9 protein-coding genes are annotated in these 15,468 nt (G+C 37.7%); 2 read left to right on the top strand and 7 right to left on the bottom strand.

Features of this window, described 5'->3' with window-relative positions:
• Positions 1 to 228: 228 nt before the first annotated feature.
• The 7 genes from BN1068_RS04555 to BN1068_RS04525 all read right to left on the bottom strand — a co-directional run bounded on the left by BN1068_RS04555 (position 229) and on the right by BN1068_RS04525 (position 11,358).
• Complete coding sequence (locus tag BN1068_RS04555) at positions 229 to 3,165, bottom strand: beta-glucosidase (RefSeq protein ID WP_077601649.1); 2,937 nt, start codon at positions 3,163 to 3,165, stop codon at positions 229 to 231.
• A 408-nt stretch (positions 3,166 to 3,573) separates the two neighbouring features.
• Positions 3,574 to 4,677 (bottom strand): UDP-galactopyranose mutase, encoded by a 1,104-nt coding sequence (gene glf, locus BN1068_RS04550; protein ID WP_077601648.1) that lies wholly within the window; start codon positions 4,675 to 4,677, stop codon positions 3,574 to 3,576.
• Between the two features lie 155 nt (positions 4,678 to 4,832).
• Positions 4,833 to 5,849 carry a glycosyltransferase family 2 protein gene (locus BN1068_RS04545; RefSeq protein WP_077601647.1) on the bottom strand — a complete coding sequence of 339 codons (1,017 nt, stop codon included), beginning with the start codon at positions 5,847 to 5,849 and terminating at the stop codon, positions 4,833 to 4,835.
• A 14-nt stretch (positions 5,850 to 5,863) separates the two neighbouring features.
• Positions 5,864 to 6,508 carry a hypothetical protein gene (locus BN1068_RS04540; protein WP_229720053.1) on the bottom strand — a complete coding sequence of 215 codons (645 nt, stop codon included), beginning with the start codon at positions 6,506 to 6,508 and terminating at the stop codon, positions 5,864 to 5,866.
• Between the two features lie 30 nt (positions 6,509 to 6,538).
• Positions 6,539 to 8,962, bottom strand: a complete 2,424-nt coding sequence (locus BN1068_RS04535) for a beta-glucosidase (RefSeq protein ID WP_077601646.1) — start codon at positions 8,960 to 8,962, stop codon at positions 6,539 to 6,541.
• A gap of 369 nt (positions 8,963 to 9,331) precedes the next feature.
• Positions 9,332 to 10,651 carry a sensor histidine kinase gene (locus BN1068_RS04530; RefSeq protein WP_077601645.1) on the bottom strand — a complete coding sequence of 440 codons (1,320 nt, stop codon included), beginning with the start codon at positions 10,649 to 10,651 and terminating at the stop codon, positions 9,332 to 9,334.
• Positions 10,648 to 11,358: a LytR/AlgR family response regulator transcription factor gene (locus BN1068_RS04525; protein WP_077601644.1), complete on the bottom strand. Its 711-nt coding sequence runs from the start codon at positions 11,356 to 11,358 to the stop codon at positions 10,648 to 10,650. Before BN1068_RS04525 ends, BN1068_RS04530 begins: the two co-directional genes overlap by 4 nt.
• Positions 11,359 to 11,836: 478 nt before the next feature.
• Here BN1068_RS04525 and BN1068_RS04520 point away from each other — a divergent pair, with 478 nt between their 5' ends.
• Together BN1068_RS04520 and BN1068_RS04515 are read left to right on the top strand one after the other, a co-directional pair.
• Complete coding sequence (locus tag BN1068_RS04520; protein WP_077601279.1) at positions 11,837 to 13,198, top strand: transposase; 1,362 nt, start codon at positions 11,837 to 11,839, stop codon at positions 13,196 to 13,198.
• Positions 13,199 to 14,008: 810 nt separating this feature from the next.
• A partial coding sequence (locus tag BN1068_RS04515) for an APC family permease (protein ID WP_139344766.1) occupies positions 14,009 to 15,468 on the top strand: 1,460 nt, incomplete at its 3' end.

Raw genomic sequence — 15,468 nt, 5'->3', positions numbered from 1 at the left:
TATAATTTAATTGTTAATTTATTTGATAGAAAAAAGCCCATATCTCGTATGGACTGTTTCTCTAAAAATCTACTATTCTATTAAGTCTCTTTCACGTTCATTTCAATAATACTTTTCATTTTAACTCCAATAAAAACGCCTTTTTGCCTTATTCAGTGGTTTGAATGGCATTTGAACCAACAATTTCTCGCTGCAGATACTTTTCTTAACATACTTTGTAACATTTACTTAGTTACTGCTTACTTTTTCAGATTTTATCATTTCCTTTTTCCGCATGATTTTCTTGCTATTCGTTACCTTCATGTAACCTAAAGTTAATAACAACAAGAGAACTGCATCAATACCTATCAGAAGATAAATCCAATTGGGAACCTTGGTTTGAGCAACATCAAACGCATGGCTATTGGCAACCGTATACAGAATATTATGGCTTGCTTTACGCATGTTTTGTTGTCCCCAATCTGTATCCGTTGTTTCGGATTTCAATTCGGTAGGCAACAAATATAGTACTAGGTCATTACCCGCTGCTAAGCCTTGATCTACATTCATGTATTGAGGTTTAAAGTAATCAGTGATAACTGTCCCTCTAAATCCCCATTCATCACGCAGAACATCTGTTAATAACTCTTTTGATTCCCCAACCCATGTTGGTCCAATACGGTTGTAAGAAGACATAATACCCGTAATTCCTACTTCTTTAACAGCCATTTCAAATGGTTTTAAGAATATTTCCCGCATTGATTGTTCATTAGCCCAAGTCGCTGCTCCTGTAGGAAACTCATATCTTTTCGTTTCCATATCGTACATTGCGAAGTGCTTCATGAAAACGTAAGAACCATTATCCATTGCTCCTTTGGAAAGGCTGGCACCAATTTTACCAGACAAAAAGCTATCTTCTGAGTAATATTCGAAGTTCCGGCCGCCAAATGGAGACCGATGGATATTAACACCAGGTAAGTACAAACCGGTAATGCCAGATGCTTTCGCTTCTTCTGCAAGTGATTTACCCATTTTTTCAACTAATTCAGTGTTCCATGTAGAGGCAACCACCACTTCACTTGTGTACTGATTTCCATGTGCTTGACTAACTAAGTGATTGATTCCAGCTGGTCCATCACTATCAATTGTAGCAGGTTTTTTCACAGAATTGATAGCCGGCGTTTGAAATCCTCCATGAGTAATCAAGTTCTCCATGTCTTTCACAGACAATTGTTCTAATAATTGATCCCATTTTGGATCTTCATAATCCAGACCCTTCATGTCGTATAATGACAATCCATGATCCTCCTTGACTATCGGTTCTTCATTATCCTCAACTTCTACTGTGAAATCTGCCAGGGCATCCAATAATTCTTGTGACGCTTCCTTAGGTTGTGCAATTTCAGTTGGCATCGTCCCTTCCCAATCTGCCCGAGACAGATAAGTCACATCACCAAGTGCATCATCAAAACGATTGGTAGCTACTACTTGATCACTATCTCTTTGATTATCCTCATTGTAAACAATTGTAGATGGCACTTCATAAGTCTCAGAATCAATCACATCATGTGAATTGTTCATGAGTTTAATTTGATAATCTCCCTCTTCCAAGACATAAGATTTTTGTTCTTCATAATCATAGCTTGCCATATCCTCAACTGAAAATTCGATTGTGACTATTTCGCTATCTCCAGGCGCCAGTTCATTTGTTTTATCGAACCCAGCTAGGACAACATGTGATTTTTCAATCCCCCCCACTGTATAAGGGGCAGTATAATAAGCCTGGACAACATCTTTCCCGCTTACTTCTCCATCATTGGTTACTTCAACGTCCAACGTTATTTGGTCATCGTTAAAGCTGTAATCAATAATTTCTTGTTGGAAATCAGTATAAGATAAGCCGTAACCGAATGGATATTGTACGGTCTCATTATAAGCTTCCTCGTCCATTTCTCCAGTTTGATTATCAACATACCTTGTTTCATAGTAACGATATCCTACATAGATCCCCTCAGCATAGTCAATGTATTTATAGTGCCATGTATCATCACCATATTCAAAATCTGAGTTTTCATATGGAAACTCTCCGATATTATAGTAAGAAGGGGCACTTGTTAAATCATAAGCATAGGTATCTACTAGACGTCCTGAAGGATTCACCTCTCCTGATAGCACATCACCAACAGCATTAAAACCAGAAAATCCAGGACCACCAACCCATAACGCCGCATCAATAGCCTCATCATCCAGGAAACCTAATTCCATCGGATAAGAAGAATTAATAAGTACGACTACATTATCAAAGTTTTCCTTTACCATCTCCAGCATAGCTTCTTCATTATCCGCAAGTTCTAAGTAATGTTTTCCTTTTGTTCCACCAATTAAATCTTTCATATCTTTGGTGATATCTGCTCCTTCACCACTGTTTCTGGAAAAGACAACGAGTGCAGTATCACTGAATGACTTTGCGGATTCCATCAATGCATCACTGTATTCTGAAACGGCAGGCTCGTGAATATTAAAATCCCCTCCATTAAGTGCGTGAATATCTATTTCTTCTCTGGGAACAAAACGATCATCATAAAATTCCGTTAATTCTTCATTTACATTAAATCCGGTATTGCTTAATCCTTGCTGCAGATCTATATTATTTTCTTCAGCTCCGCCACCCGCACCTGAGCCTCCGTAAACAACAGAGCGAGAAGTATAACCAAAAACATTGATATTACCTTTTTCTACTGGCAACGAATTATTTTTGTTCTCTAATAATACAATTCCTTCACTTTCAAGTTCTTCCGTTAATGCCCTTGCTTCATCTTTAGTCTGTTCCACCTTTGCATCATCCATTTGAGAAGACGAAAGAGCTGTATTGATTAACAAAGAAAAGTTGTTTACAGCTATATTGAATACGACTAATAAAACAAGTACTAAGCTTAACAGCGTATACAAAACTTTACGTGTTCTTTTTAAGCGGATCATTCGATAAATAGAAAATCCGATTAGGACAACTGCCGCGATTACAACAATCACAGTAATAACGAAAACGATAGATTGTATATTAATCCCGTGAGACGTTTCCCCGCCATTTGCTGCAGCAAATATAGAAGCAGTCGGAAGCAAGAAGGCTCCTAATCCAAATAAAAAAAGAAAGGAAAGCTTATTTTTTTTACTATTAAATCTGGTCACAACAATTCCCCCAAACCATATGTTGAATATTTATTTCGCAAAAAAGAAAGCGCGAACATTTTATTAAGAATACTTGAGCATATTTTTATTACTCTAATATCCCACCTAGGATAAATATATTTTATCATCTTTTAGTTTTTGATAATTTCAAATTCATAAACAGTAGCTTTTTTCACATAAACGGTATGAATCCTCCCATTTCATTTTCTTGCACATATTTTGAGACAGGTATTTCATCAGAAATTTTAAAAATCAGAAAAGATAATTTTCTCCAAAAACTCAGTAGCTTTAAATTCTTTAAATGGCCTAAATTTAAAGCTGTTTTACATAGAATCTATTTTGCATATAAAAAGGTAAGAGCTTACAAGAATTCTTATTTTTAACATTCTAAAAAAATGAATGCTATTTTTAATATAATTCTCTCTTAGCCACTGTCAAAGCCGCAGCAATCACCTGATGCATATCATAATATTTATACATCCCCAGACGGCCGCCGAAAATCACATTGGATTGCTTCTCAGCCAAGTCCTGATACTGCTTAAATTTCTCATTATTTTTATCATCATTAATCGGATAATAAGGCTCTGATCCTTTTTCCCAGGACATAGGATATTCCTTTGTGATAATTGTTTTGGGCTGTTTTCCAAATTCGAAATGCTTATGCTCAATAATACGTGAATAAGGTGTTTCCGAATCTGTATAATTCACCACTGCATTACCCTGGTAGTTCTCTTGTTCCAGCACAGCGGATTCAAATTTTAAACTGCGGTATTCCAATTCGCCATATTTATAATCAAAGAATTGATCAATCATTCCAGTATAAATAATCTTTGGATAAGTCTTCATATATTCTTCTCTATTAGAGAAAAAATCTGTATTTAATTCTACGCTGATCCGATCACTGGCAAGCATGTTTTCAATAATTTGTGTGTAGCCGCCAATTGGGATCCCCTGAAAGCGGTCATTAAAATAATTGTTGTCATACGTAAATCGGACAGGGAGACGTTTAATAATAAAAGCCGGCAAATCTGCTGCTTTACGTCCCCATTGCTTCTCCGTATATCCTTTTATTAATTTTTCATAGATATCTGTTCCGACTAAAGAGATTGCCTGCTCCTCTAAGTTAGCAGGGTTTTCAATACCGGCTGCTTTTCTCTGTTCTTCTATTTTAGCTTTTGCCTCTTCCGGTGTGACAACACCCCATAATTTATTAAATGTATTCATGTTAAACGGCATATTGTAAATTTCACCATGATAATTTGCTATCGGGCTATTTGTATAACGGTTAAAATCTGCAAACTGGTTCACATAGTCCCAAATTTCCTGATTATTTGTATGAAAAATATGTGCTCCATACTTATGAACAATAATATCTTCTACCTTCTCCGTATAAATGTTCCCGCCGATATGATCCCTTTTATCAATCATCTTCACTTTTTTTCCTTTTTTAGCTGCTTCGTGTGCAAATGTACTTCCGAATAATCCCGTGCCGACAACCAAATAATCAAACATTCCTTTGTTCCTCCCGCAATATATGTACTTTCTTATCATTTTTCATTCCATATTACTTCTTATCTACTGGCAACTAAATCCAATATTAAAATCAAAAGATAGCTTTCTATGATGTTTCATATAGAAAGCTATCTTTTTAAGAGATATGCTGATGATTAATTAAACCCGATAAATCTTTGAGATATTTTATATCCCCCTACCGAGATACTTCTTCCCGGCCTTCCAGGTAAATTTAATAATATCCCGATCATTCCATATCGAATTTCATGGTATAATTCCTGATCTTTTTCCTTCATATACCTCCACAATTCTTTTTTCTTCTGCAGATTTTCAGCTGTTCCTGATTTTATTAATAGAATAGAAGAAATAACAGTGACAATTTCAAGCTGATGAAGCAGATACTGCCTAAGCTTAGGACTTGTTATATCTTCTAATTCCAGATCATCGATCATTTGTTTATTCACTTTAATCTGCTGATCGATTCTCTTAATCATGACATTCTCTTGAACAGACTGGTCTTCCCTTCCTATAAAGTACCTGTAAAATTCCAGATTAATATAGAACATTGTTTTCACATGTTTAAGCGGAACAAACACAAATAGATTATCAACATAAAAAGTATGTTTTGGAAGCACCAGGCCACAATTTTTTAACAGCTCTGTTCTATAAATAAGAGAGTGCATCAACAGATATTGCCCTCTGCGAAATGGCTTGATATCCTCCCAGGTAAATATTTTATCTACCGGAAGAACATCTTCGTACTTCATCACCTTCTTGTACTTTTTATCCTCTTTTTCATAGGTGAAGTTACTAATAATCATGTCGACTGTCTGTTTTTCTGTAACAAACCCTTTTAATATCTTTAAAATTTTCAGATATGCTCTTACATCTACCCAATCATCGCTGTCTACTACCTTCAGATAAAATCCGGATGCGTTCCTGATGCCCGCATTGACCGCTTCACCATGGCCTCCATTTTCCTGATGGATGACACGGATAATGGAAGGATATCTTATCGCATATGCATCTGCAATTTTTGCCGTATTATCAGAGGAACCATCATTCACGATCAATAACTCAACTTCCTCTCCGCCAGGCAAAAGAGATTCGATACAATATTCCATATAATCCTGTGAATTATAGCAAGGAATAACCACTGATAATAATTTCATTTTTTACACTACCTTTACTTCGCCTCTTCTTCTGGTACCTGTTTAAATATAATTTTAAATATAGGGAAGAAAACCCAGAATGATATAGCGCTATTAATAATCATTGTAATCACATCGGCTGTCGTTTCTCCTAATGAGCCCATTCCCCAAGTATTCATCAGTAAATCATAGATTGGTGCTTTATAGAATCCTTGTGCCGCTGCAGCGCCAATTGTAATAATAATATAAGCTACTAAGTACCAAAAAGCTGCTGTCCATATGTTACTGTTTGATTTAAATGTAATGCTTCTTTGAGCAAAAAAGTTAATAACCTGAGCAATCAATATGGTAATTTGAACGGCGAAAAAATAAGCAAGTCCTCCGCCGCCGCCTTGAGATAACGGGCCGGCAGCATAATCAAATACATAATAAGCAGAGCCGTCAAAGTTTTGCCCGAATTGCAACACTTGAAAATTTGTTGTTACTAATGCTGTTTTAGCAAATATACTTTTAAAAACAGGCATTAACACAAGCTGGAGCACCGTAACCCCATTACTAAGAATGAAGAAAACCAGAAATTGTGCAATATTAGGATGTTTTTCTTTATAATTCCCCCAAAACCTCATAAGCCGATTAGAAGCTATTTTTTTCTCTATTTCTTTTTCCTTCTCTTTTTCCATTTTACCTCTCCTCTATCACTTATGCTAGCGTCAGTTGATAGCTTTTCGACTTTTTAACATCTTATTTCTTTCTTTTACGACATGTTTCAACCCTTTTAGGAAATGACCGTTTACAATCATCAAAACCCCGTCGAGCATTGGCATATTCATAATTCCGCCGGTCATTCGGGCCATACCCCGAAACGGCATATGATAGACGGACATCATGATTAGATTTGCCGTATCACGCTTTCCTATCTTTTTCAGGAACCAATGAGAGAACGTAATAGCCTGGAAGGCAAATCTGGCAAATAAACCTCTAGCATATTGGCATTGAGCAATCGTATCGTTGTAACCCAACGGCTTGGAGCGGTCCCATGTTGCAGCTGGAACTTCGCGCCCCAGAAGTGCTTCAAATTCCTGTTTACCGACATTTTTTATTTCACCGGAATAGTATGATGGTAATTCTTCTTTAATGTATGGGACTGGTGCGTTTGTTCCTTCTATGGAAATCGTATCCGTCAAGCGGATGTCCGCAATGGATGCGCCGATGGAAATCTGATAAACTGCTTCCTCCACTTCCCATTGGTTCGTTTTTACATTAAAGTAACGGAACGTTTTACCATCAAAAGGAATCGTTACTGCTTTGGTTTCCCCAGGATTTAAAGAAACCTTTGTAAATCCTTTCAATTCTTTTTCCGGTCTGAAAATTTGCTCTGACTGGCTGCCTACATATAGCTGGGCAATTTCCATTCCTGCAGCGTCACCTGTATTTGTAATATTAAATTTCACGCCGTCGCTGTTCACCTGGATATTGGAATAATCAAAGCTGGTGTAGCTCAATCCATAGCCAAACGGGAAAAGTACATCCACCTTTGCTGTATCAAAATAGCGGTAGCCTATAAACATACTTTCTCTGTATTCAACACTTACTTCCTTACCCGGAAAGTAGCGGTAAGAAGGAGTATCTTTATAATGTAACGGGTAAGTTTCAGCAAGCTTTCCGGAAGGATTGACCTCACCTGTCAGCACTCGAAGTACAGCTTTTGCCCCGGCCTGACCGCTTAAATATCCGTGTACCAGCCCTTTTACTTTACCAATCCATGGCATTTTAACGGCAGATCCGCAGGACAGGACTACAACAATATTTGGATTCACCTTATGCAAAGCATGTAATAATTCAACCTGGTTTTCAGGGACTTTCATGTTTGTTCTGTCTAACCCCTCTGCCTCAGTTACTTCATCCAGACCCATATACAGGAGAACGACATCTGCTTCTTTGGCAAGAGCACACGCACTGTCTATTTTAGACTGACTCTTTTTCCCATAACGTTCAAAGCCCTGTTCATAACCAATATGGTTGATATCGGACGCCTCCAGCAGCTCCAGCGTATTATCAAGCTCTGTCGGATTTACGATAGATGAACCGGCTCCCTGATAGCGGGGTTTCTTGGCAAAATCACCAATCGTTGCTATTTTCACACCTTTTTTCAGCGGTAAAATATTATCCTCATTTTTCAGAAGTACAATGGATTCTTCCGCAACCTTTTGAGCAAATTGATGATGCGCTTGAATATCAAATTCTTTTTTATATGTTCCTTGAAAAACCTCTTCTGTTGTAAAGATTAAATCAAATAAACGGTCAAGATTTTCATCTAATACTTCTTCTTTTATTCGCCCGCTTTTAACTGCCTGAATAATATTCTGATTGGTTTCTCCCGCAGTAGTCGGCATCTCCAGTTCATTTCCCGCCTGAAGAGCTGCTACGCGGTCATTGTTTCCGCCCCAATCGGTAACGACAACCCCGTTATACCCCCATTCATCACGCAGAATATCTTTTAATAAATGCTGATTTTCATTGGTATAGACGCCATCCAGCTTATTATAGGAAGACATAACCGTCTTTGCCTTCCCTTCCTTGACAGCAATTTCAAAACCAGTAAGGTAGATTTCTCTTAATGTTCTTTCGTCGACAATCGTATCAATCGACATTCTTCTTTCCTCTTGGTTATTGACAGCAAAGTGTTTTACACAGGCCGAAATACCACGCGATTGAATCCCTCTGATATAACCTGCAGCAAGCTTGCCGGCATGATAAGGATCTTCACTGAAGTACTCAAAGTTTCTTCCGCATAATGGATTTCGTTTCATATTGATACCGGGTCCGAGCAGCACATTTACCTTTTGCGCAACTGCCTCTTCTCCTAAATATTGCCCAACCTTCTCCCCAAGCTCTACATCCCAGCTGTTCGCTACAGTGGAAGCTGTCGGGAAACATGTGGCCGGAATACTTTCATTTAATCCAAGGTGATCTGCAGCTTCCGCCTGTTTTCGGATTCCATGCGGTCCATCCGCAAGAAACATGCTGTTAATCCCTAACCGCTCCATATCCTGAGTTTGCCAAAAATCCTTTCCAGACATAAAAGATGCCTTTTCTTCCAGCGTCATTTTTTCAATTAAATCTTTATATTTCATAAGCCATTACCTCTTTCAATTTTTTCAGCACCTTCCGGAAGAAATGCTATCCGTACTAATACCGTTTAATTTAGGCAGATTTTCCATATACTCTAAAATCGAAAAAGCAATTTCCAAAATCCGAAAAACTGTAATGCGCTTTCATTTTATTAGAAAAGCACATCCGTCTAACCTCGTACATCGATGTTTTTTTCTATTACTATGAATTAAACTCTATCACATTTTTTTATTCACGCAGAAAAGGTTCATGAACTGTTTCATTTTTTTCATGAACTGTACCATACTATGAAAAAGAGAGGCATCTCTACAGGCTACGCGTACACAAAAAAGACCTGGCTGTATATTTTGTACAATCAGGTCTTAAGATATTTATTTATCCTGCGGGGTTAAAACAGGCATTAAGATAGTTAATTCAAACCAGCTATCCTTTTGGACAACGTTCACCACACCATCATATTTCTGCACAGCATACTGAATACTTTTCAAACCATACCCGTGGAAATTTTTATCTCTTTTTGTCGTTTTAGGTATCCCCTCTTTAAGATTCAGCTTTCCTTCAAAATAGTTTTCAAACCTCATTACAAGAAACCCTTTTTGCGAAAACACAGAAACATGAATTAACCGTTTCTCTTTATCTTCTATTTTTTTCTCGTATTCTATCGCATTATCAAGGGCATTCCCAAAAATGGTTGTGATATCAATAATATCCATATGATTAAGCAATGCCCCATTCGCTACAGACGTTAATGTAATTCCATGCTTGATACAATATAAATTCTTGCTTGTAAGTAAGGTATCAAGCACATGGTTGCCTGTCTTATTTTGCGCTTCATAGGATTTGATATCATTTTCCATCTGCTTCAGATAAGCATTTCTTTTTTCTACGTTTTCTTCAGCCCTGAGCGCAATAATCTGATTTTTTAAGTCATGATATTTATAATTGATGATATCTATACTTTCCTTTGACTGCTGATACTGCGCATATTGATTTTGAAATATATTCTGCATCGCTTTTAATTCATGCTTTATCCGCAAATCGTTTAATTGGATATGATAAGCATATAATATGGCGTATCCACCTAAGTCAACCAAGGTTCGAATATTCAAAATTTCCTGGGTGTATTGTCCGCTGAAAGGAGTCCGCACACTGACAAAGCTCATATTACTGACGCCAAAAACCGCCATTCCGATTAAAAGCGTCGATAACAGCTCGCCCTGTCGTATATTCAAGTGGCTATTGGCTGATATGTGACGTTTTTCCAGTAACCAGATTAAAAAGAAAACGGATCCGTAAACAGCAAAGAGCAATAATATGTCCATTGTCATATTCATTCTCTCCCCGTTCAAGAGAAAAAAACGCACCTGGCTTTCCAGGGATGCGACAAGTTCAGCCGCTACAAATGCCCTTATACTAAAGTATCCCGCTTCCATGACAGTTATTTGACAGGTTACATAGATTAAGCCAAACATCATAACAGCAGCAGCAATCATGCTCGGAATCCAGAAAGCGATTGGTAAATCCTTTGTAAGCACTAAAAAGGCAGACTGTACGAGCAACCCTCCGCCTAAAAAGATAATCCGTTTCCAGCCAAATAATTTCTTCCTGAGCAGAGAGATAAATACAATACAGGCCATCCACTCTGCCAACGCCGTATACAGCCTCGGTATTTCCGGGAGCAGTTCACTCATTTTAACGTCTCTCCCCAGTGTTTAGATAAAGCTTCCATAAAAGCTTTTCTTTTCGTCCGGCTCACAGGGAGTTCCTTTCCCTTCACAATCACATCATTACCTTTCATTCCTTCCACATGCTCCAGATTTATTAAATAACCTCTATGTCCACGGAAAAAATGATAGCTGGATAATTGTTTTTCTAAATCCTTCATCGCGCCGCTTACCATAAATTCCCCTTCTTCTGTAGTAAAATGAAGATAATGCTCCTGATTCTCTACATAAAAAATATCAGAGACCTTGATTCTTTTTACTCCGTTTTTAACTTTTATCGTTATATAATTCGTTTCTCTCTTTCTCATTCGATCAATCGCACGATTTAAGCGCTGCGAAAACTGAAAATATGAAATCGGCTTTAAGACATAGTCCAATGCATCTACAGCATATCCTTTGATAGCATATTGCGGCATATTAGTGATAAAAATAATAACCACTTCAGAGTCCACTTTTCTTATCTCTTCTGCTGCAGACATTCCGTCCATCAAGCCCATTTGAACATCCATTAAAATAATATCAAATTGCGCCTGATAATTTTCAACAATTTCATCACCATCAGAATAAGTCTTTATTGCAATATTTTCATTTCTTTCTTTTTCATATTGATGAAGAAATTCTGTCAGCTGTTCCTGATAATTAACTTCATCTTCAACGATTGCTATCTGTATCATTTTTTTACTCCTTAGTTTCTGAACTCAGACATGATGATTTAACCTTGCCTATTCCGAAAAATAGGATGATTTCAGGGAATAAGTTTTTTGTCCTAAAGGAAATGGAACGCTTTCTCTTGGTGACTTATAAAAAACAATATAAACTACCTAAGTAAAATTTCACATATACCCTATTACAATTATTTTAACAAAAATAATATAAACTTCAATAAACCGTTAAAGGAGACAGCTGTACAATTCTTAAAATATAAGAACTTTTTATATNAGTCATGCTATCTTTTAGCGTATACCTATATTAATTATTTTACAAAATAAGCGGAAAAAGATAAAATATAATTAACCAGCTAATTGAGTGAATTTCATAATTCTTAACCCTTGCGTCCCAATGAGTTCAGGGCATAAAAAAAGAAGTACCTCCCCAAATCTTGTATAATGGTAATAACCACAAAACCATAAAAAGACTGGAGGAGTACTTCTTATGACCATTATACGACAACCGAGTCTATTTGGCATCCAAGAATTATATGACATGGAACCTACCCAAAAATATGAAGCGATTATTTCAGCGATTGATCTGGATCGTATTTATCATGCGATTAATAAGAAATCCCGGCTTGGAGCGCCTGTTGAGCTAAATTATGCAGGGATGATTATTTCTTTTTTTATTCGCTACATCGAGCGCATCCCAACGATCAAAGACTTAATCAAGCGTCTAAATGATGACTTTATCTTTAAAATGAACTGCGGATTTCTTGTTTCCGATTCTACACCGTCAGAAGCTGCGTATTCTCGCTTGGTTACAAAACTGAGTGAATCAGATATTTTAGAGAAATCCTTCGAAAACGTAACACTGGCAGCTATCACAGAAGGATTTATCGCTGATGAAGTCATCGCCATTGACGCAACCCATTTTGAAGCCCGGGACAAGGCGCCCGTTCAAAAAGAAGAAAAATCGGAAATCAGACCCAAAAAGCGTGGGCGTAAATCCAAGAAAGAACGCGACCAATATCTCAAAGAACAAGCAGAAAAAGAAGCGAATCTTCCATTGTATGAAAAGAAAATAGAAGCTCAATTAGACGTTCCATTAGACGTATTGCGTGCAGAAGTGCCACAGAACCCAAAATGGGGTGTGAAAAAGAATGCAGATGGTAAAAACGAGTATTGGTTTGGCTACAAAGGACACCTCGCAGTTGGGGCATCAAGCCAGTATATTCTACAATCCTTGTTTTCTTCCGGCAGCTTAAATGATGGAAAAGCCGCTATCGCCCTATTGAAGGGGATAGATCAACGACTTCCGCTTACGTCTGCTTCTTACCAGACATTGGATGCGGGCTATGATTTCGAGCCGATTTATGAACAAATTCATCGCATGGGACAACAGTCTGTCATTGCCTATAATAAACGCAATGAAGGCGAAATGATCGGGTTTGATAAGGATTTTGCCCCGACCTGTTTGCGAGAACATTCCTATAAATATGACAGCTTTGATCCGAAATACGAAACATTGAAGTATACCAGACCTAAGGAATGTAGCAACTGCCCACTTGCAAATGAAGGTATCTGTCAAAAAGTGTATAAAGTCAAAATAACCACCGATTTAAGACGTTATACGGCGCCTGCGCGCGGATCAAGAGCTTGGAAAAAGATTTTTAAACAACGGACAGCAGTAGAACGTGTCAACGCTTATTTAAAAGAGTTCTATCAGTTAAATAATGTTCGCTATCGCACTGGAAAGCGTGCGAAAGTCCATTTTGACATGGTCGCTTTGATTTACAATGCTTCCAAATTAGCTGCGGATCGCATCCAAGCGGAGCTTATTCAGCAACAACAAGCTGCATAATTTTTGTTTTTTAAAATACACTTTCGAAAATTCTGTTCGTCTTTGTATTTTTAAAAAGAGCAATTATGAAATTCATTCATGTATTATATAAAAATAAAATAACTACATCTATGCAGACAGGCATAGGCTGTCTTAATAAGGTTTATAAATATAAATCTTATGATTGTTCTGAGATGGGAACTGCCAGCTTGTTTGAGGAAGCAATTTACAGATGCTGCAATCAATGGTAATGTACAGTTATTGACGTGTTTCAATGGTGATGCCCCCTCAATTAATCTTAGCGTAATAATAAAGCCTCTTAGTAAATAATCAGATAATTCAATCAAAAATAACGTGATATCTTTTATAATTCATAGTCAGATAGTAATAGACGAGTGATTCCCTATAATCCCTATCATCTTTTTAACATATATGTATTACTGAAAAGATAGGGGGTTATACATCTGAAAAAATTGGGTAAAGGACATGGATGTCGTATCAGCCCGGCAGAATCAGCTTATGATTATGGTTTATGTAATAATTCCCATCCAAAATCCGCTGATTATCAAACCGGGCGTGTTGTATACGATTTGGTGCGCAGTGAGTAGAAAAATCTGAAATGAGGTGAATATGGAAACGAAAGAATGTGTCAGTGTATATGAGGATTCAAAGGCTGTAACCATTCATGCTGCGTATCATTAATTTGAAGAGAATCATAGCGGAATCTGGAGAAAGAGAAAGTAACAGGTTTCGGAGACAATTAAAGAAGAAACAAATTAATATCGACACGAATACAATCCAATAGCCAAAGGAGATTATCTTATGAAAGAAGTGAAAAAGAGAGAAACACTCTCGAAGACACTCAAGCCCCATTGGGTCTGGGCGATTGCTTTAGGCTCAGCGATTGGCTGGGGAGCTTTCGTACAACCAATCAACTGGATGTCTACAGCAGGACCGCTTGGAGTAATTATTGGTTTCTTTATTGGTGCACTGCTGATGATTCTGATTGCTGTCAGTTACGGATTCCTGATTAAGAGTTTCCCCGTTTCCGGTGGTGAGTTCGCTTATGCTTATGTCAGTCTCGGCAGAACCCACGCTTTTATTTCCGGATGGTTTTTAACTTTAGGATACATCTGTATTGTTGCATTAAACGCTTCTGCATTTGCCCTTATGATTAAATTTATCTTTCCGAAAGTTATTGAAAACATCCCGCTCTATCAGATTGCCGGCTGGGATGTTTATTTGACCGAAGTTTTTGTAGCAGCCGTTGTCCTTGCAGTATTCGGATTTTTTAATATTAGAGGAACAACCTTGTCAGGAAGCATGCAATTTGTTTTTTGTATCGTTATGATTGCAGCCATATTTATTCTGCTGCTTCTTGTCGGTATCCAGCCAAGTGCAGGATTTTCCAATATTACACCAATGTTCCCGCCGGAGACAACAGCAATTGCTGCCATTATATCTATCGTCGCCATTGCCCCATGGGCTTATGTCGGCTTTGATAATGTCCCGCAGGCCGCAGAGGAATTTGATTTCCCATCCAGTAAGGCATTCCGTTTAATTGTATTTGCTATTTTAGCAGCAGCAACATTATACAGTTTAATGATTATTGTTACTTCCATGGTTCGTCCGTGGGAGGGCGTTGTTGAAGAAAATCACATCTGGGGAACTGGTTATATCATTGAAAACCTGCTCGGACCTTTAGGCCTGGCCATCCTTGCAGTCGCATTAACCATGGGAATTTTTACCGGTCTGAATGGATTTATTATTTCATCCAGCCGACTTTTATTCGCCATGTCCCGTGCTAAGTTTATTCCAAAAGGCTTCTCTAAGCTTCATCCGAAATATAACACACCAAGCCTGGGTATCATTTTTGCAGTAGTCATTGCTATGTTATCACCATGGTTTGGGAGAGAAGCATTGATGTGGGTCGTAGATATGTCCTCCATCGGTGTAACCATTGCTTATTTTTATACCTGTTATGCCGCTTTTACGTTATTCAAAATGAAAAAGGATCATACGTTTAATGAGAAAAAGCATATTGAAGCACCCAGGAAAAAAATTGTTGCCATCCTGGGTATGGTGGCCAGTATTATCTTCCTTGGATTACTGCTTATCCCGGGTTCACCGGCATTTTTAGGGATTGAGTCCAGAATTGCATTAGCTGCGTGGGTTGTTTTGGGGATTATCTTTTATTTAATCAAGCGTAAGGATATTAAGAACATTCCTGATAAAGAATTGAATTATTATATTCTTGGGAAGGAAGAGGTTGAGATTGAGAAGGATGAGTG

The organism is Oceanobacillus sojae (genome assembly GCF_900162665.1).
Taxonomy (GTDB): Bacteria; Bacillota; Bacilli; order Bacillales; family Amphibacillaceae; genus Oceanobacillus; species Oceanobacillus sojae_A.
This window is presented reverse-complemented; position numbering and strand designations above follow the sequence as displayed.